At 47.8% G+C, this 17,300-nt stretch carries 18 protein-coding genes; 14 read left to right on the top strand and 4 right to left on the bottom strand.

The window, feature by feature from the left end; translation table 11 throughout:
- The first annotated feature begins 89 nt into the window (after nucleotides 1–89).
- From EKM75_RS09505 to EKM75_RS09450, 13 genes are all read left to right on the top strand, one after another.
- Nucleotides 90–326, top strand: a complete 237-nt coding sequence (locus EKM75_RS09505; RefSeq protein ID WP_061777444.1) for a Veg family protein — start codon at nucleotides 90–92, stop codon at nucleotides 324–326.
- A gap of 350 nt (nucleotides 327–676) precedes the next feature.
- On the top strand, nucleotides 677–1,531 hold the full coding sequence (gene ispE, locus EKM75_RS09500; RefSeq protein WP_125694081.1) for a 4-(cytidine 5'-diphospho)-2-C-methyl-D-erythritol kinase: 855 nt from the start codon (nucleotides 677–679) through the stop codon (nucleotides 1,529–1,531).
- A gap of 17 nt (nucleotides 1,532–1,548) precedes the next feature.
- Nucleotides 1,549–2,130, top strand: coding sequence for a uracil-DNA glycosylase family protein (locus EKM75_RS09495; RefSeq protein ID WP_125694141.1), 582 nt, complete (start codon nucleotides 1,549–1,551; stop codon nucleotides 2,128–2,130).
- A gap of 194 nt (nucleotides 2,131–2,324) precedes the next feature.
- Nucleotides 2,325–2,474, top strand: coding sequence for a hypothetical protein (locus EKM75_RS12785; protein ID WP_164508782.1), 150 nt, complete (start codon nucleotides 2,325–2,327; stop codon nucleotides 2,472–2,474).
- 292 nt (nucleotides 2,475–2,766) lie between these two features.
- A complete protein-coding gene (locus EKM75_RS09490) occupies nucleotides 2,767–3,702 on the top strand; it encodes an alpha/beta hydrolase (RefSeq protein WP_225426697.1) in 936 nt (311 codons plus the stop codon).
- A 115-nt stretch (nucleotides 3,703–3,817) separates the two neighbouring features.
- Nucleotides 3,818–4,717: a metal ABC transporter solute-binding protein, Zn/Mn family gene (locus EKM75_RS09485; protein WP_125694079.1), complete on the top strand. Its 900-nt coding sequence runs from the start codon at nucleotides 3,818–3,820 to the stop codon at nucleotides 4,715–4,717.
- Nucleotides 4,714–5,412 (top strand): metal ABC transporter ATP-binding protein, encoded by a 699-nt coding sequence (locus EKM75_RS09480; protein ID WP_125694077.1) that lies wholly within the window; start codon nucleotides 4,714–4,716, stop codon nucleotides 5,410–5,412. Before EKM75_RS09485 ends, EKM75_RS09480 begins: the two co-directional genes overlap by 4 nt.
- Nucleotides 5,405–6,202 carry a metal ABC transporter permease gene (locus EKM75_RS09475; protein WP_125684181.1) on the top strand — a complete coding sequence of 266 codons (798 nt, stop codon included), beginning with the start codon at nucleotides 5,405–5,407 and terminating at the stop codon, nucleotides 6,200–6,202. Before EKM75_RS09480 ends, EKM75_RS09475 begins: the two co-directional genes overlap by 8 nt.
- A 527-nt stretch (nucleotides 6,203–6,729) precedes the next feature.
- Nucleotides 6,730–7,569 (top strand): pur operon repressor, encoded by an 840-nt coding sequence (gene purR / locus EKM75_RS09470; protein ID WP_125684179.1) that lies wholly within the window; start codon nucleotides 6,730–6,732, stop codon nucleotides 7,567–7,569.
- Nucleotides 7,570–7,580: 11 nt separating this feature from the next.
- Nucleotides 7,581–8,960 carry a bifunctional UDP-N-acetylglucosamine diphosphorylase/glucosamine-1-phosphate N-acetyltransferase GlmU gene (gene glmU, locus EKM75_RS09465; RefSeq protein ID WP_125694075.1) on the top strand — a complete coding sequence of 460 codons (1,380 nt, stop codon included), beginning with the start codon at nucleotides 7,581–7,583 and terminating at the stop codon, nucleotides 8,958–8,960.
- Between the two features lie 83 nt (nucleotides 8,961–9,043).
- Nucleotides 9,044–10,024 (top strand): ribose-phosphate diphosphokinase, encoded by a 981-nt coding sequence (locus EKM75_RS09460; RefSeq protein WP_125694072.1) that lies wholly within the window; start codon nucleotides 9,044–9,046, stop codon nucleotides 10,022–10,024.
- 239 nt (nucleotides 10,025–10,263) lie between these two features.
- Nucleotides 10,264–10,611: a DUF3899 domain-containing protein gene (locus tag EKM75_RS09455; RefSeq protein ID WP_125694070.1), complete on the top strand. Its 348-nt coding sequence runs from the start codon at nucleotides 10,264–10,266 to the stop codon at nucleotides 10,609–10,611.
- 600 nt (nucleotides 10,612–11,211) lie between these two features.
- On the top strand, nucleotides 11,212–12,084 hold the full coding sequence (locus EKM75_RS09450) for a hypothetical protein (RefSeq protein ID WP_125694068.1): 873 nt from the start codon (nucleotides 11,212–11,214) through the stop codon (nucleotides 12,082–12,084).
- 297 nt (nucleotides 12,085–12,381) lie between these two features.
- Here EKM75_RS09450 and EKM75_RS09445 read toward each other — a convergent pair whose 3' ends face one another.
- The 4 genes from EKM75_RS09445 to EKM75_RS09430 all read right to left on the bottom strand — a co-directional run bounded on the left by EKM75_RS09445 (nucleotide 12,382) and on the right by EKM75_RS09430 (nucleotide 16,107).
- A complete protein-coding gene (locus EKM75_RS09445; protein ID WP_125684068.1) occupies nucleotides 12,382–12,798 on the bottom strand; it encodes a MerR family transcriptional regulator in 417 nt (138 codons plus the stop codon).
- Between the two features lie 279 nt (nucleotides 12,799–13,077).
- Complete coding sequence (gene yidA, locus EKM75_RS09440; protein WP_125694066.1) at nucleotides 13,078–13,887, bottom strand: sugar-phosphatase; 810 nt, start codon at nucleotides 13,885–13,887, stop codon at nucleotides 13,078–13,080.
- Nucleotides 13,888–13,891: 4 nt separating this feature from the next.
- The gene (locus EKM75_RS09435) at nucleotides 13,892–15,256 is read right to left on the bottom strand and encodes an HD domain-containing protein (RefSeq protein ID WP_125694064.1); all 1,365 of its coding nucleotides are present in this window, start codon (nucleotides 15,254–15,256) and stop codon (nucleotides 13,892–13,894) included.
- 20 nt (nucleotides 15,257–15,276) lie between these two features.
- Complete coding sequence (locus EKM75_RS09430) at nucleotides 15,277–16,107, bottom strand: lipoate--protein ligase family protein (RefSeq protein ID WP_125694062.1); 831 nt, start codon at nucleotides 16,105–16,107, stop codon at nucleotides 15,277–15,279.
- Nucleotides 16,108–16,821: 714 nt separating this feature from the next.
- Between EKM75_RS09430 and EKM75_RS09425 the strand changes: the two genes are divergently transcribed.
- Complete coding sequence (locus EKM75_RS09425; protein WP_125694060.1) at nucleotides 16,822–17,262, top strand: DUF1934 domain-containing protein; 441 nt, start codon at nucleotides 16,822–16,824, stop codon at nucleotides 17,260–17,262.
- Nucleotides 17,263–17,300 lie beyond the last annotated feature (38 nt).

Below are 17,300 nucleotides of genomic sequence, written 5' to 3'. Positions count from 1 at the left end.
CTGCTGATTCTTGCGGTTTGTAGGCGGTTGTGGTATAATTTGCAATTTCTGTGAAACCCTGGTATAATTGTTTCACAGAGGTGAAATGCATGCCAACAAGTTTAGCGAACATTAAGAACAAACTGGACGATCGCATCGGCGAAAAGCTGATGGTCATCGCGCAGGCAGGGCGTAAGAAGACGACAGAGCGGCATGGAATTCTTCGGGAAACCTATCCAGCTGTCTTCGTTGTGGATTTAGACCAAAACGAAAACTCTTTTGAACGGGTTTCATATAGTTACACTGATATCTTAACTAAAAACATCGAAGTAGACTTTGATGAATAAATAATTGGGCCGGATGGCCTTTTTATTTTGCCCAAAATTTCGCAGTAGTGTCCGCCGAAGACTGATACTGCGGGTTCGGTCCTCGATTAACACCGTCGATACAGCCAGCTCCCAGTCTTCGGCTACTTTGAGGATGAATGCCTAGTTGTTCCTTCTGTACTGATATTCAGGTTAGCGTGTTTCAGATCACACAAATGCGGCGAACTATCCGTTCCACTCACCAATAATTTAGGACGACTTACCCAGTAAATCGGAGAATCCTTTTTATTTTACGGGTAAGCATAGTATAATAAGCTTAATTAAATTCACGAGAAGGTAGACGCGGGTCTATCTGGAATTCAGGTGAGCTCATGCAACTGATTGAAAAGGCGCCAGCCAAGATCAACCTCGGCCTTGACACTCCCTTTCATCACCAGGATGGGGCGGAAGAGTGGAACATGGTCATGACGTCCGTGGACTTGGCGGACTACGTAGAAATTCAAACGTTAACGAAGCATCGACGCATTCGAGTGGCCTCGGATAGTGGCTTTTTGCCGAATGATCAACGTAACTTGGCCTTTCAAGCGGCGCATTTACTACAGACTAAATTTAATATCGCAGAGGGCGTCAATATCCGGATTACCAAGAACATCCCTGTGGCCGCTGGACTAGGTGGTGGCTCTTCGGATGCAGCCGCTGTTTTACGGGGGCTCAACGAGTTGTGGCAGCTGAATCTAAGCTGGCAGGAATTGGCCGAACTAGGCCTGCAAATTGACTCGGACGTGCCCTACTGTGTGTACGGTCGAACCGCACACGTTCGTGGCCGGGGAGAACGAATTACGCCGCTATCTAAATTGCCAGCGTCCTGGGTTGTTTTAGCTAAACCCAAGGTCAGTGTTTCTACGCCTAGTATCCTCCAACAGATTCGCTATGATCGGTTAGAACATCCGGACATTGAGGGCCTGTTACGAGCTGTGCGGGACCAAGATATCAATGCCATGTGTGATCGGATGGGTAACGCGCTAGAGCCCTTGACGGCGCATCGTTATCCTGAAATTACGCAGCTGAAGCAGCAAATGTTGAAGTTTGGGGCGGACGCCGCTCAGATGAGTGGTACCGGTCCCACCGTGTTTGGCCTGTGTGGTAAGCAATCACGGGCACAGCGAGTCTTTAACGGCATGAAGGGCTTCTGTCGAGAAGTTTACCTCGTTCGACCGTTACCGTAGGAAGGCAGGTGGCCACTATCCAATCAGCTGATGATATTTTTCAAGCAATTCAGGCAGATCCAATGAACCAGTCGTTCACGGCGCAGGGCATCTTGCCCCTGTACCACATTGATTCGCACGCAGAGATTTTATTGATTAGCCAGGCTCCCAGCCGGCAAGCTCAGGCGTCCATGACTTTTTGGGATGACGCCAGTGGGAATCGTTTGCGCGACTGGATGGGCGTCACGAAGGATGAATTTTACAATTCAGGAAAGGTGGCAGTGTTGCCGCTGGATTTCTATTATCCAGGGAAACACGCGCATGGTGGGGACTTACCACCACGAAAGGGATTCGCTGAGAAGTGGCATGCTCCGTTGCTGGCGTTAATGCCAAACATCAAGTTGACTCTGTTGATTGGGCAGTACGCGCAGAAAGCGTATTTACCTAAACGGGAGAAAACGTTGACGGCGACCGTGGCTCATTACCAGGACTACCTGCCAGTGTATTTTCCGTTGGTCCATCCGTCGCCCCTGAATTACGGGTGGATGCATCAACATCCGTGGTTTGTTGACGACGTGGTTCCAGAGCTCCAAGCACGGGTTCGCACGATTATGGACTAAGCGCGTAAATTTGTTGATTAGACGAACAGTTGAGTCGCTCAGTTGATGGGCGGCTTTTTTAGTGTCCATTTTATAAAGCATGTGATAACCAAAATGCTGATGTATCAATGATTTGAGCATGATTTAATTTGTAAGACGTTATGGTTGCGCTAAGTGTAATAAAGCGGCATTCTAAAGCCTACGAGGTGAGAGAATTGGGAGAAGAGACGCAACGGGTGGCCGTGGATCCTAAGCTGGTAGCAGAAGCGCGAGAAGTGCTCCGTCACGCAGAACTTAGTCAGAGTGAATTGATTCAGTTGTTGTATCAGGCTGCTAAGAATCATGAAAGAGTCGACTTAGATTAGAAAAAGACCATCAGCAATCAAATAAACTAAGGACGGTCGGTCATTCCGGTGGGGTGGCCGGCTTTTATGTTGCTATTTACCCCAGGTAACGCGCTGACGGGCTGAAAACCGAACAGATTACTAGCAGGGAATGAAAACGTAAAAGGGGCTGTGAGCCGCATTTAGACGACTTAGGCCACGATTGTCATTTTGACTGAATTTTCAAGACTTCTAAGAATATTTTTGGAAATGGTGGTAACGCTTACGTTTTTTGGGTACAGTGAAGGTAACTAGAAATGAAATGGGGTAGTGAATGATGAAGACTTGGCAAAAATTGGCGACTGGTGCGGGGGTGCTGGTAGCTGCTGGCACTGTCGGCGTATTAGGTGGGGCTGCTGTTGTGTATCAGATGGCGACAAAATCCTTTTCACGCGGTCGGTTAAAGGCGAAAGAACGGGCAATTGCCGAAAATTCCGCGGCGGATAACGCTTGGTATTTGCGGCAACACCCGATTGAGTGGACGCAAACGAGTTTGGATGGTCTCCTTTTGCGGGGGAGCTTTATTGAAGCCGATGAGCCGACGACTAAAGTTGCCATCCTTGCTCATGGTTTAGGCCACGCACGTGAGCAAATGATTCCCTACGCCCGCGTCTTTCACGAATGGGGGTATGCTGTCTTAATGCCCGATGCGCGCGCCCATGGGGACAGTGAGGGAAACACGATTGGTTATGGTTGGCCGGATCGAATCGACTATCAAGGTTGGATTCAAAAGGTCTTGACCCAGTGCGGGCAGGAGACTCAGATCGTCTTGATGGGAATCTCAATGGGGGCTGCTACTGTTATGGCGACTGCTGGTGAAGACTTACCTAACAACGTTAAAGCAATTATCGCAGACTCTGGTTATGCGTCTGTTATGGCGGAAGCTCGGTTCCGGTTACATCATAAATATCATTTGCCAGCAACCCCAACGTTGCCATTGGCCGATCAGTATTCTCGGTTTGCTGACTATCGTTTGGCGGATGGCGATATAGCTGGGCAGTTAAAGAAGAGTCATTTGCCAATTTTGTTGATTCAGGGGGCCAACGATCAGACGGTGCCAGTTGAAAACCTCAACATCTTGTACCAAGCCGCAGCTGGGCCTAAGCAGAAGTACCGGGACCCCGTAGCGGCGCACATCGCGACGCGTAGCCAGGATCCTATCCTTTATGATCAAATGGTGGCGGATTTTCTAAAACCTTACGTTGATTAAGAAACGTACAAGGCCTGTTGACAAGTTTTCAATCTCTGGTAAAATAACTAAACGGTAATCATTACTGTTTACATAAATTTTAGATGAAGTGAGATGACAGACGTTGAGCAGGCAGATGAAGCAGTTTCGTTTTGTCACCGTAATTGGCTTGCTAGCGGTGATTCTAACGTTGGCTGGATGTGCTAAGACCACCCAGCCGCAACATACCAGTAAGATTGAGGTCATTGCGACCCTCGGCTTTTATGGTGAAGCTGCCAAGGCTATCTTGGGTGACCGCGGGCAAGTGACCACCGTTATCAACAGTCCCAGCATCGACGCCGAGAGCTATCAACCTGACATTAGTACCGCAAAAAAGGTAGCCAAAGCCCACGTGGTGATTGAAAACGGTCTGGGCTACGACAGCTGGATGGATAAAGTCGTGGCAGCTAATCGGGATTCCGGAACTAAGACCCTCAATATTGGACAACTGATGGGCAAAAAAACTGGAGCAAACCCACATTTGTGGACGGATCCACAGACGATGCGATTGGTGACCCGACAACTGGTTAAACAGTTCAGCAAATTGGACCCCCAGCACGCAAAGGTGTTTCAGCAACGAGGGCGAGCCTATGAAAAGCAATTGGCAGTTCTGCCACAGGTAGCACAAAAAATTGCGCACCGGGCTAATGGTCGCCAGGTGGCTGTCAGTGAACCAGTCTTTGATTTGGCGTTAAAGGCCATGGGTTATCAGGTCAGCGATAATCACTTTGCCCAGGCCATTGAAGAGGACAGCGATCCCACGCCAGCAGATATTACCCAGTTGCAAAAGCAGATTAAACAGCGCGACATTGCGTTCTTTGTTGAGAATACGCAAAATTCAAGCAAGAACGTGACGGCGATGGTTAAATTGGCGCGGAAACACCAGATTCCCGTGGTAAAGGTCACAGAAACCATGCCAACCAAGCAAACTTATCGCACATGGATGTTACAACAGTATCGCCAAGTTCAACGGATTCAGGAGGAGAGTCGCTCATGACGGAGACACCTATTTTAAAGCTTGAACATCTTGGGGTGACTTTCCCCAACCATCCGGTTTTTACTGATCTGAACCTCACCATCAATCAAGGGGAGTTCTGGAGTATCGTTGGTAAGAATGGGGTCGGTAAAACAACCCTGATGCGGACGATTCTGCATCAATTACGGCCAACCCATGGGCGCGTGAGTTACTGGCCCAATGCAGGTGACGTTCGTATTGGTTACGTCCCACAATTTCGGAACATTGATGCGGATTATCCGCTGACTATTCGGGACTTTGTCGGGTTAAACCTAACTGGTTGGAAATGGCCGTGGCTCTCCCGCAAGGAGAAATCAGCCGTTCAACAAATTCTCGGTGAAACGGGGTTAGAGAAGATTGCCAACCGACCAATTGGTCAGGCTTCCGGTGGTGAACGTCAGAAAGCTTATCTGGCACAAGCGTTGGTTGAGGCACCTAACTTGTTAATCCTAGATGAATCGACGGCTAGTCTGGACCCCGTAACTAAGACCGAGCTGTTGGACTTGGTTCAGGAGTTAAACACGAAATTGCAGTTGACGGTCCTGTTCGTGACCCATGATATTCCAATGGCGCGTAAGTATAGCTCGCAGTACTTGATGCTGATGCCGGAAGGTACGGAGCAGGGTCAGATTGCTGGATTGACGCAACAGAAGGTTTGGGAGGGCGAAAATGTTTAGTTATGAATTTATGCGTAACGCCTTCGCGGCTGGAACCATTATTGCCATTATTTGTGGCATCATGGGTGTGTTTGTTATTGCCCGCAATATGTCGTTCTTGACCCATACGCTGTCTGAAATTGGTTTTTCTGGTGCGGCGTTCGGGGTTTTTGCCGGTTGGGCGCCCCTGAACGGGATGCTGTTATTTACGGTCGTTAGTTCGGTGATTGTCGGTCAGTTAAGTGCTCGCAGCGAACGACGTGAGGCGGCTACGAGTGCCATCTCAGCGTTATTCATCGGTCTGGGGATTCTATTCCTCTCGTTGGCCAATAAGAATGCCAGCTATGCGACCAGCATTCTATTTGGGAGTGTGATTGGGATCAGTGCCGGCGATGTTCAACAAATGTTGTGGCTGTCATTACTAGTCTTGTTGGTCATTTTCGTGATTTACCGGTTCCTGAAATTTGATTCATTTGATCACACGGGTGCGCGGGTCAAGGGCTTGTGGACCAACGCCCTGTCAATTACTTTCCTGGTATTGTTAGCGTTGAGTGTCAGTGTGGCGGCCCAAATCGTGGGCTCCCTGTTGATTTTCATCCTATTGACCTTACCCGCAGCGACGGCCAAGTACTTTGCCCATACCGTGGGTGGCATGATGGTGTTGGCCATTGCGCTGGCTTTGGTCGGCGTTTGGGCCGGGTTGACCTTGAGCTACGTGACGAATTATCCCGTTTCATTCTTTATTGCTGCCATTGAAGCTATTTTCTACTTCATCGCATTGGGCTGGCAGAAGTTGCAGACGGCTGAGTAACGTTAATTTAACAAATTGGTAGGCGGCGACTGGTCAGTTTAACTGACAGTTGTCGCTTTTTTGTTGACGTGAGCGTGGCCACTGTTGACAACCAGGTAGTAAGTCGTCGGAGATTTCAACCAGGCGAGCTTGTGAAATACCCGTTGACGAAAGTTAGTGGTGGGGGGTGTATTCCGAATAGCGTGAGCAGACCCTTTTTTGTGAATTCTGCTTATTCGTGTTGATGCTGTATTTTTCAATTGGCCAGTGGACTAGATATTTAGCGGTTGGTTAGCTCCTCTGATTTGCTCACAAACAGATAGATCAGAACTGTAAGTGGTTCGGTTTTATGCGCTGTAAATCTTTCCAGAATAATTATATTTGTGAAAAGCAAGGGAATCAGCCGGTTTGACGCTTTTTTCTTCGCATTGACTTCTTAATTTTCCACAAGTTTTTTCAATTCTCACGGAAATGTAACGAAAAACCCGAACAATTATGCTAAAATTGGCCTTACGATTAACTCTAAAGAATATGTTGAGGTGAAGAAGTTGAAAGTCAGAAGAAGTGACCGGTTAGTTGACATGACCCGGTATTTATTGGAACGGCCGCATCAATTGGTTTCATTGACGTTCTTTGCAGCACGCTATGAATCAGCCAAGTCTTCAATCAGTGAAGACTTGACCATTCTGAAGCGGACCTTCCAGGCTCGGGGGACTGGTTTGCTTGAGACGGTTCCTGGTGCTGCTGGTGGCGCACGGTTCATTCCGTACGTATTACGTGAAGAAGCACAGCAGTTCGTTGACGATATGATTTCTGAACTGTCCGAAGCGGATCGCTACCTGCCAGGTGGCTACGTGTACATGTCCGACATTCTTGGTCGGCCCGCGGCGTTGCGACAGATTGGGCGGATCTTGGCCACCCAATACTTGAATCAAAACGTTGATGTGGTTGTGACCGTTGCGACCAAAGGAATTCCGTTGGCCCAAAGTGTGGCGAACTACTTGAACGTTCCGTTCGTGATTGTCCGGCATGATTCACAAATTACTGAAGGTTCGACCGTCAGTGTGAACTACGTATCTGGTTCAACCAAGCGGATTGAACGCATGGCACTCTCTAAGCGGAGCGTGAAGCCAGGTTCACGAGTCTTAATCGTGGACGACTACATGAAGGGCGGCGGGACCGTTGGGGGCCTGCGTTCGTTGGTTGATGAATTTGATTCTCAACTGGCTGGGGTTGCCGTATTCGCTGAAGGCGATTTTGACGGTCAACGGACTGTCAGCAAGTACACCTCGCTCTTGAAAATTCAGACCAAGGACGAACAGATTCGCGTCTCGCCAGGTAATTACCTGACGCAGATTTTTGGCGATGAAAATAATCAATTAAACTAGGAGATATCGGAATGAGTACGAGAAATACCATTATCCTCGCTGCCGGTAAGGGCACCCGGATGAAGTCTAAGCTGTACAAAGTGTTACATCAGGTTTGTGGTAAGGCCATGGTCGACCACGTGTTGAGCCAGGTTGAACAGACTAAGATGGATAAGATTGTGACGGTCGTTGGTTACGGTGCTGAAGAAGTAAAGTCAACGTTGGGTGACCGGACACAATACGCCTTACAGGCTGAACAACTGGGAACGGGCCACGCGGTCTTGCAGACGGAACCTATGTTAAAGGACGAAGAGGGAACGACTCTGATCGTCAGTGGGGATACACCATTATTCCGAGCTGAAACGTTTGAAGACTTGTTTGCCTATCACGAAGCGAAGCACGCTGCAGCGACGATTTTGACGTCGATGGCGCCAGATCCTACTGGTTATGGTCGAATCGTGCGGAACAACATTGGGATTGTCGAAAAAATTGTGGAACAAAAGGATGCCAGTTCCGAAGAACAGGAAATCCATGAAATCAACACCGGGGTCTATGTATTTGATAACCAAAAGTTATTCAAAGCGTTGCACGAAACATCCAACGACAATGCTCAAGGGGAATATTACCTGACCGATGTCATTGAGATCTTGAAGAGCAAGGGTGACATCGTTGCGGCTTACCAAATGGCCGATTTTCATGAATCCATGGGTGTTAATGACCGGGTGGCATTGTCCGCTGCCACGCGCATCATGCGTAACCGGATCAATGAACAGCACATGCGTAACGGTGTGACGCTGGTTGATCCCGCCACGACTTACATTGAGGCGGATGTGCAGATTGGCTCCGATACCATCATCGAACCTGGCGTCCTACTTAAAGGTGACACGGTTATTGGTGATGACTGTTACATTGGTTCTCATTCAGAGCTACGGAATGCCAAATTAGCAGATCACGTTACGGTGACATCATCGCTATTGGAAGATTCCGATATGGCAAGTGGCAGTAACATTGGTCCTAACAGTCATTTACGACCAGAATCACACATCGGGCCTAAGGTTCACCTTGGGAACTTTGTGGAAGTTAAGAAAGCCACGATTGGCGAAGGAACCAAGGTGGGGCATTTGACCTACGTTGGGAACGCCAAGTTGGGGAAGAACATCAACGTTGGGTGTGGTGTGGTCTTCGTCAATTACGATGGCAAGAATAAGCACGAAACGGTGGTAGGGGATGACGCCTTCATCGGTTCAAACTCTAACTTAGTGGCTCCACTGAACGTGGCAGACCACAGTTTTATTGCGGCAGGTTCAACGATTACTGATGCTGTTAATCAATATGACATGGCAATCGCGCGGGAACGCCAGACTAATAAGCCTAATTATTATCAGAAACTACCATATCGTGGTGAAGATTAAGGCTAAGGTCTTGTGTTTCGCGACCCGTTAGCATAAAATTGTTGTAGTAAATTCAGGCAGCTTACTTGCTATTGGAGGAAATTATGGCTACGCAATATTTTGACCCTAAATTAAAGATCTTTGCGTTGAATTCCAACAAACCGTTGGCGGAAAAAATCGCTAACGAAGTTGGGGTTGAATTAGGGAAAACTTCGGTGGACCGATTTAGTGACGGTGAAATTCGGATTAACATTGAACAAAGTGTCCGGGGCAGTCACGTTTATGTCATTCAATCGACGTCGGCACCCGTCAACGATAATTTGATGGAACTGTTGATTATGATTGATGCCCTGCGGCGGGCGAGTGCGGCCACCATCAACGTGGTCATTCCGTACTACGGCTACGCACGGCAAGACCGGAAAGCCCGGTCCCGTGAACCGATTACGGCGAAGTTAGTCGCCAACATGCTACAAACAGCGGGTGTGACGCGGGTTTTGGCCCTCGACTTACACGCTGCCCAGATTCAAGGATTCTTCGATGTTCCCGTTGACCACTTGATGGGTGCGCCTTTGTTGGCGGACTACTTCTTGAGCAATGGTTTAGCAAAAGACGCTGTTGTTGTTTCACCCGACCATGGTGGGGTGACGCGGGCACGGGCCTTAGCTGAATTCTTGAAGGCCCCAATTGCCATTATCGATAAGCGGCGGCCAAGAGCCAACGTGGCGGAAATCATGAACATCATTGGGGATGTGAAGGGCAAACGTTGTATCATGATCGATGATATGATCGATACGGCCGGAACCATTACTTTAGGTTCCCGGGCGTTGATGGAAGCTGGCGCTACGGAAGTTTACGCTAGCTGTACCCACCCCGTGTTGTCTGGTCCCGCCATCGAACGAATCAAGGATTCGCCAATTAAGAAATTAGTGGTGACTGATTCAATTCAACTGACGGCAGATAAGCAAATTGATAAGATCGAACAAATTTCAGTTGGTCCACTGATTGGTCAAGCCATCAAGCGGATTAACGAAAACCGGCCAGTCAGCCCATTGTTCAAGAACCGTTTCCGGAGTCACGAACAATAAAACGACAAAAAACTTGAGCAGCGCTGGGCGTTGACTTGAGTTTTTTTTATAATTAAGAGTGTGGAATGAGGCGGTTAGTCAGTGAGCATTAACGTCGTTAGCTAGATACTCCGGTTCTTGGAGTAGTTAGCTAACGGGGTTAAGCGGAGCTGACTGCCTCATTCTGCACGTTTCGGCAACGTAGCAAGTTAGTCATCAGCAAGTTGTCCAAATGAGATTCTGCAAAGGACTGTGATTCAATGAAAAACTGGAAAAGAGCTACGACGGGGACCGTTGCAGCTGGACTGTTAATTGCGTTAATTATGAAAGTCTTAGGTCAACCATTTATGTTGATTGGCAACCTGCTTTTCATGGTGGGATTAGCATTCTTGGTCTTCGGGGCTATCTGTGTGTTGGCGAAGGGGCACCTCTTTACGGGGTGGCGGCACCGTCGGAAAAAAGGTCAAGACCCGTTACCCGGTGAAAAAATTGGTGTCCGGCACGTGGCAAGTGTAAAGAATTCTCCCATTGTGGTGAATCCATTGGCTCGGTTTGGTTTAGTGACCGGCATCTGTTACATTATTTTAGGAATCGTATTTACAATTTAGACTTACCTGAATCTGGCGATGGACTGTTGAAAAAACGGCGTCGCTTTTTATTTTGGCAAAAATTTTCAATGAATGGCGTGTCGCCGTTCAGTTTTTACGTAGTTTATGAGTAGTGGCGTCGTTGAGCGTTAGCACCTACTGATGGGTTTTTGCTAATTACAATCGTGTCTGTCACTAAAAATCATGAACCATCGGTGACATTCTGTTAAAGGTGAAACGTCTGATTAGCTTAGGCAACTTATCCGCCGATGCATACGTTGCTCACGGTATCTGTAATGAACCTGACGAGCGTTGGGATATTACATAATTACCAATAATAGAATCCTGGCGGCGCCTTCAACCAAACGGGTAACTGCTTAGCAGTGGAGTCAATGCGTTTTAGCATACATCGTAAAGACTGATTCGGATTTACGAAAAGGGTTGGGCGTTCATTGTAGAATTAAGTTTTCTACCGGAAAAAAAATCCAACTTAAGAGTGGGTATGAGAAGACCGCTATCTTGGATATGAATCGTAAAGTTGTACGGATCTGTCTTAGCCATTGGATGTTGTCTTAAATCATCTTCAATTTATGGTAGACTCAAGTAAGAGGAGTGAATATTATGAAATTAAAAAGTGAACTAGGTATTGTTTTGGGTGTAATACTTGGCACTGCGTTATGTCTTCTATCTATCCAACCAGCTCAAGCTGCAACAAAGTACACTGTAGTTTCAGAAAATTGGCGCATTTTCACACCAATTTGTTTTCGGGCAAAGTACCCTAATAAAAAGGTTGCCCTTTGGAATAAGAAGCACACTAAACGATACGGTTATTTGACTGATCGTCCCAACACGACGTTCTCACGTACTTCAATTGCGGTTCTTAAACACGGCAATACAAAAGCCGTCTATTATTATGTAAATGCTGGCGGCACTAAAAAACATCCTAAGTCAACGCAAGGCTATATTTGGCGTGGATACTTGACCAAAGGATTAGCAATGGATGAGCTCAAGCGGCGTTATGTTCCAATAGAACTATTTTATAACAACGCAGACTATGCCAATTACATTAAGTACTCTAAATCACAAAAAGTTACTAAGGCTTTAGTCAAAGCATTACCAAATATGAAGTTAAACTTAGATTTAACTAATATTGCTGCTTATAAAGTCGCGGAAACCATGTCCGATGAAGATCCGTCTCTTCCCGATGTAAAATCTGGCTCTCTAAAGACAAAAAACTACACGCATATTACATATTTCCCTAAGGTTACTGCCTATTTGAAGAAGAGCAATAATGTCGCAACTGTTACCCGGGTCAAGAAAGTTAAGAATATTCTAGCAAAAGACTACGGATTAACACCTGCAAAACTAAAACGTCTTAAGAACTATCAAATTGGGCTATATATTGCCGAAAACACAACTGGCAATAAGGTTAAAGATAATGCTCCCCTAACCATTAAATTCTATGCTTTTGCTATCGCCCAGAGAGTGAAGTAATTACCCAATGGTCATAGCCAGAAAATAACTAATTCATCAAAAAATGAGTCTGGGGTCAAGCTCAAAATCTGAAGTAGTAAGTGGTGTTAATTACCAGTTTGTGGCAATTAGCGCCGCTTTTCTGTAAAAAAATCTTGATGAGGTTATCATATTGTGGTTTTACCGCCAGTCATAGACGGTTAGCTATTAGGGACTTACCGTTGAACCAACTTGGCGACAAAAAAATCGAGGTACCAACCAACGGGCACCTCGAAACTAGGTTTGCTTCATGTCAATTTGCCTCATCCGGTCCAAATTTTAGATGACCTGATCATCTAATTCGCCGATTTGTTCAATCATGGTTTCTAACTCACTGTGTGAGAGGGTGGAACGAGTCAGTGCTTCAGCCATTTCGTCGGTCAGTCCTGAGAGGGCGGCGTAGAAATGCTGATTGTCGATGAACTGGGTGTGTTTACCCGTGATAAAGCGTAAGGTATCCGCGCAACAGGTGGCGCTTACATTTTCCGAACGCAACTGTAAGATGTGTTTGATCTCTGCGAGGGGGAGACCCGCCCGCTTCAAACTATGAATAATTCGGTAAGTCGCAAGGTCACTTACTGTGTATTGGCGGTAGTTACGGGCGGTTCTTACGGGGACTAGCAAGCCAGCCTTCTCGTAAAACCGCAGCGTATCTCGACTACACCCCACCTTAGCCGCAAATTCAGTCATGTTCATAATCAATCATCTCCTCTGATTGCCGTTAGGATAACACGCTCGCCCACTAAAGGTTTAAATAACGCGGTTAAATCCCGAATTTTAACCGAGGTTCGTTTAGTTTATAAAAAAATCGACTTATCTGCTTGGCGGGTAAGTCGATAACACTTGTAATGTTTTGGATAATCATAGCATTGGTAATTTCCTATAAGCAAACTAAAAAATACTACCCAAAGTCACGCCGAGCTTAGTCGGGTTCGTCACTTAGGGATAGTATTTTTAATGACTTAGTAAGGTGGTTTAATCTAATGCATACTTGTGAATGGCCGCGGCCACACCATCTTCGGCGTTGGTCAATGTGACCGCTTGGGCGGCTTCTTTGACTTCATCGATGGCATTGCCCATGGCGACACCTAGGCCGGCGTATTTAATCATGGTCAAGTCATTCCCTTGATCACCTAAGGCCATGACGTCAGCTGGTGTCAGGCCCAGCTTGGTGACTAACTCGTGAAGGGTGTTTCCCTTGCTGGCGTTCTTGTTCATGATCTCCACGAAGTAGGGCTCACTCTGCACGACGTAGAACCGGTCCTTCAAGTCCTGTGGAATCAACGGCACAATGCGGTCGATTTCTTTCGGGTCCCCCACGAACATAGCTTTAGAAATGGTCAAGTCGCGGCTCATTTCGCTAGGTTCACGGTACCGAATCAACATCTTGACCAGGTAACTTTCACCAATCGTGTAGGCACTGATGTTTTTGTTGGTGGTGTAGATGTAGTCCGGCGTTTCAATTTGAAAATTAATTTGGAGTTTTCGGGCAGCGGCTTCTAAATCAACATAGTTGTCGTAGCTTAGTGAGTGGTACGTCAACACGTTGCCAGAGACAGTTTGAGCCACTGATCCGTTGAGCGTAATGGCATATTGTTCGTCGCCGCTAATGCCCAAAGCATCCAAGTAGGGTTGAACCCCAGCCAGGGGCCGGCCGGTACAGAGGACGACTTTGATGCCTTGCTTAAGGGCGGCTTGAACGGCGGTCACCGTTGCGGGAGCCAGTTCGTTCTTTTCGTTCAGCAGGGTACCGTCGATGTCGATTGCGATTAATTTGATGGTCATCTGGTTAGATCTCCTTGGGTTGAATGAGTTGGTTGTTTTGAATATAACTCCCGAATTCGTCGTAGATTGGTTGGAAAATTTCGGGTGCGTCGTCACCGGGATTCAACATTTCCTTCGGGAAGAAGAAGCGTTGATCCCCGCTGAATTTACCACGAATGGCGTTGACCAAGTCGGACACTGTCGAGAGTTCAAGCAGTGTGCCATCAGGTTCTTGGAGCTCAATCTGGGTCAACGGATACGTCATTTTAGGATCATAGGCGTCATCGTATGGCAGATCATAGCTGTTGTCGGTGGCAGTGTAGTAGTCGGTATTAAAGCCAACTGAGCGAATCATTTCCTGAAGTTGGGGTAACAGGGATTGGGTTTCAGCGGTATATTCCGCACTCTTGAGCGGCTTGCGATCGAGGAACCGGTGCGCGAGGTCGGCCAAAATTTCGTCCGGTGACTGGCGCCAGTGGATGAAGTAGGTCGTGAGGACACCGTCATCCAAGTTCAGGTAGTCTTGGAGATTGAACTGGTGGTTGAAGAATGGCAGGAGGAGGTGGGGAATGAAGCTTTCATCGCTTTCCCCGGCCTGATAGAGTTCGTTAGCCCGTCCCAGCAGGTGGTCTAAAATGACTTCCATAGCTCGCGATACCGGGTGGAAGTAAACTTGTTGATACATTTGGAATCGACTGACGATGTAGTCTTCGACCGCGTGCATACCGTTCATGGCAAAGGCGATTCCGTCCTGGTAGGGGCGCATGACTCGCAGAATCCGGGTGAGATCGAACGTCCCGTACTGCGTGCCAGTGTAATAGGCGTCACGTAACAGGTAATCCATGCGATCGGCATCGATTTGACTGGAGATCATTTGGACGACTTGGGGGTTCGGGTACGTTTTTTGAATCACACTTGCGACTTCAGCTGGAAAGGTGGGGCTCACCTGTCGTAAGACTTGGTTAACCTCGGTTTCGGGGGAAGTCAGGATCTCAACGGTGATGGCTTCATGGTCGGTGTGGAAGATGTGCTCAAATGTGTGTGAGTATGGTCCATGACCGATATCGTGGAGTAGGGCCGCACAAAGTGCTGTCAGACGCTCACTATCATCCCAACCCCCGTCACCCGGTGTTTTGGTCGGGTAGTTACGTTGAAAATTGTCACAGATTTGACGGGTAATTTCGTAGACCCCCAGCGAGTGGGTGAAGCGGGAATGTTCCGCCCCGTGGAAAATCAGCGAAGCCGTACCGAGTTGCTTGATCCGGCGAAGACGCTGGAACTCCCGGGTGTTGATGAGGTCCAGAATAATTTGATGTTGCACGTAAATGTAATTGTGAACGGGGTCCCGGAAAACTTTCTCACGGGGCAACCGCGTTTCGGCGTATGTCACACTGATTCCTCCTTAACTTTTTATGGGGTCAACCGGGGTTGCCGGCGGGCCATCTGAGCGGTCGCATGTTCTAGCGAAGTTGTAAATTCGGGCGTTGCCATAGCAGCAGTTAACGCTTCGTGGCCAACAGTGATCCCCGAATCTGCCAATGCCTTGGTGAACCGCGTTTCAGCGTCGGTTAAGCTGATGGGTTGGTTCAAAAGGTCGGCAGTGGTGGTCATGACGGCTGGATCCACGTCGGGAAAGTCCCACACGTTTTCCTCACCCGCCAAGCCGGCTTGATAAAAGTCTCGCACTAAGTGACCTCGGGCAGCTTGATTGCCAGTTACGCCCAGATACAACATTGTCACTAACGCATGTGGACTACGACGCTGGGCAATGCCGGCGATTTTAAGGCCGTTAACGCTCAGGTCGAAGTCACCCGGACAGTAGGAATTAGTGATTTCGTAATGTTCTAAAGCTAGTTCGGGCCAGGCAGCGTCCACGAGTGCCATCATTTGGCTGTACGCAGCGTCCACACTGAGTGGGGGCGTTGTGAGCGGGGCGAACAGGGATACGTTTAGGACGCCCCCATCGCTAACGACAGCTAAGCCACCAGAATTTCGCAGAACCACATCGTAGCCATGGCCTTGAACGGCTCTAATTGCCGCTCTAAGGTGGGGGAGCCGCTTATCCTTCAGTCCCATGATAACGGTGGGCTGCATCGTCCAGAAGTGCAGAATGGGTGTCTGAAGCTGTGGTACCAGGTCTAGCAGAGCATTAGTGTAGCCAAACGCCTGATTTTTTTGATTAGCTGGGATCGGCGTTGTCACGGTCTGAATTTTGTCTGTGGGGAGGTCAAAGGGAACCATCGAACCCGCCTTCTTTCGTACGATATCTTCAGTGTCCCATTATACTAGAAAACGCTTGCTACGTCATGGTCTGGACCATTCTTACTAAATACATAGGAATCACAAACTTCGTCACGGCTGACAGGAACTACGTCCTGTGAGGCAGACCTGGAGCCTGAGATGCGGTCTCCAGGGCGCCTTCGAACCTCCAAGCCCGAGTTTCAAAGGGCGGCCAGCCCTCTAAGGCCGGAAAAATCACCCGACCTAAGAGGACATCCACAGGGCTCCGTTCCTGTCAGCCGCGACTCTGCGTGGCGAACTTATATTGGTGTAATAACCCAAATTTAAAATTTGAAGAACTTCAATCTAATATTTGTTGCTTGTACCTGATTCGGCGACGTCATTCATTTAGGCGTGCTGACTACGTTGAATATAAATATGACTGTGAATGATTGTGTGACAAGCGTTGTAAACATTAGCCATGAGGACACTTTTCTGGGGGACTCAGTGGTGAAATTATTCTTAGTTGGCGTGTTTTTCTGCAGCTTGATATAAGTTTGTGCTGGAAGACTTGGAGTTTTTTTCAAGGCCCAAGTCGTACCCACCACGTTCCAGCTCCCAGAGAAGTGTCCGGTAAGGCGAAATTATACCTGTTGAGAAACGCATAAATAGTATGTTTTCATAGTTAAATGAACTATAATTAAAACAGACAATTCACGGAAAGGAAGTGTGCAAATGGGTCAGTTATCAACGGGGGTGCCCGTCATGATTCACTTGGAAACGCACATTAAACAAAACGACGACGTTTCCGACTACCGCTTGGATGTGGATGGTCAGCTGGTTCAGATGGGGACTAACCTCTACCTGCGCTACCTGGAACCAAATAATGAGACCGGGGAACAGACACCAGTCACCATGAAATTCACGCCCGAGGGTGATGTGCATTTGACCCGTAATGCTGAAGCGGAGTTACGACTCCACTTTGTGAGCGGGAAGCGGGTTACGGCCCGGTACAAGACTCCTTATGGCATTATGCCGATTGAAACCGTTACGCCATTTTTGGAAACGAGTTTCAAGGAGCGGCCGTTCAGCGGTAATGTTAAAATTGATTACCTCCTGTATGCGGGAGAAGAATTGGTTGGTAACTACAAGATTCGATTGCAATTTACGGCATAAACGAGTATCATATTTCGTAGACTGTGGAAAGGACGTGC

Source organism: Levilactobacillus tongjiangensis, assembly GCF_003946345.1.
Classification (GTDB): Bacteria; Bacillota; Bacilli; order Lactobacillales; family Lactobacillaceae; genus Levilactobacillus; species Levilactobacillus tongjiangensis.
The sequence above is the reverse complement of the archived record's forward strand: the minus strand, read 5'-3'. Positions and strand labels throughout refer to the sequence as shown.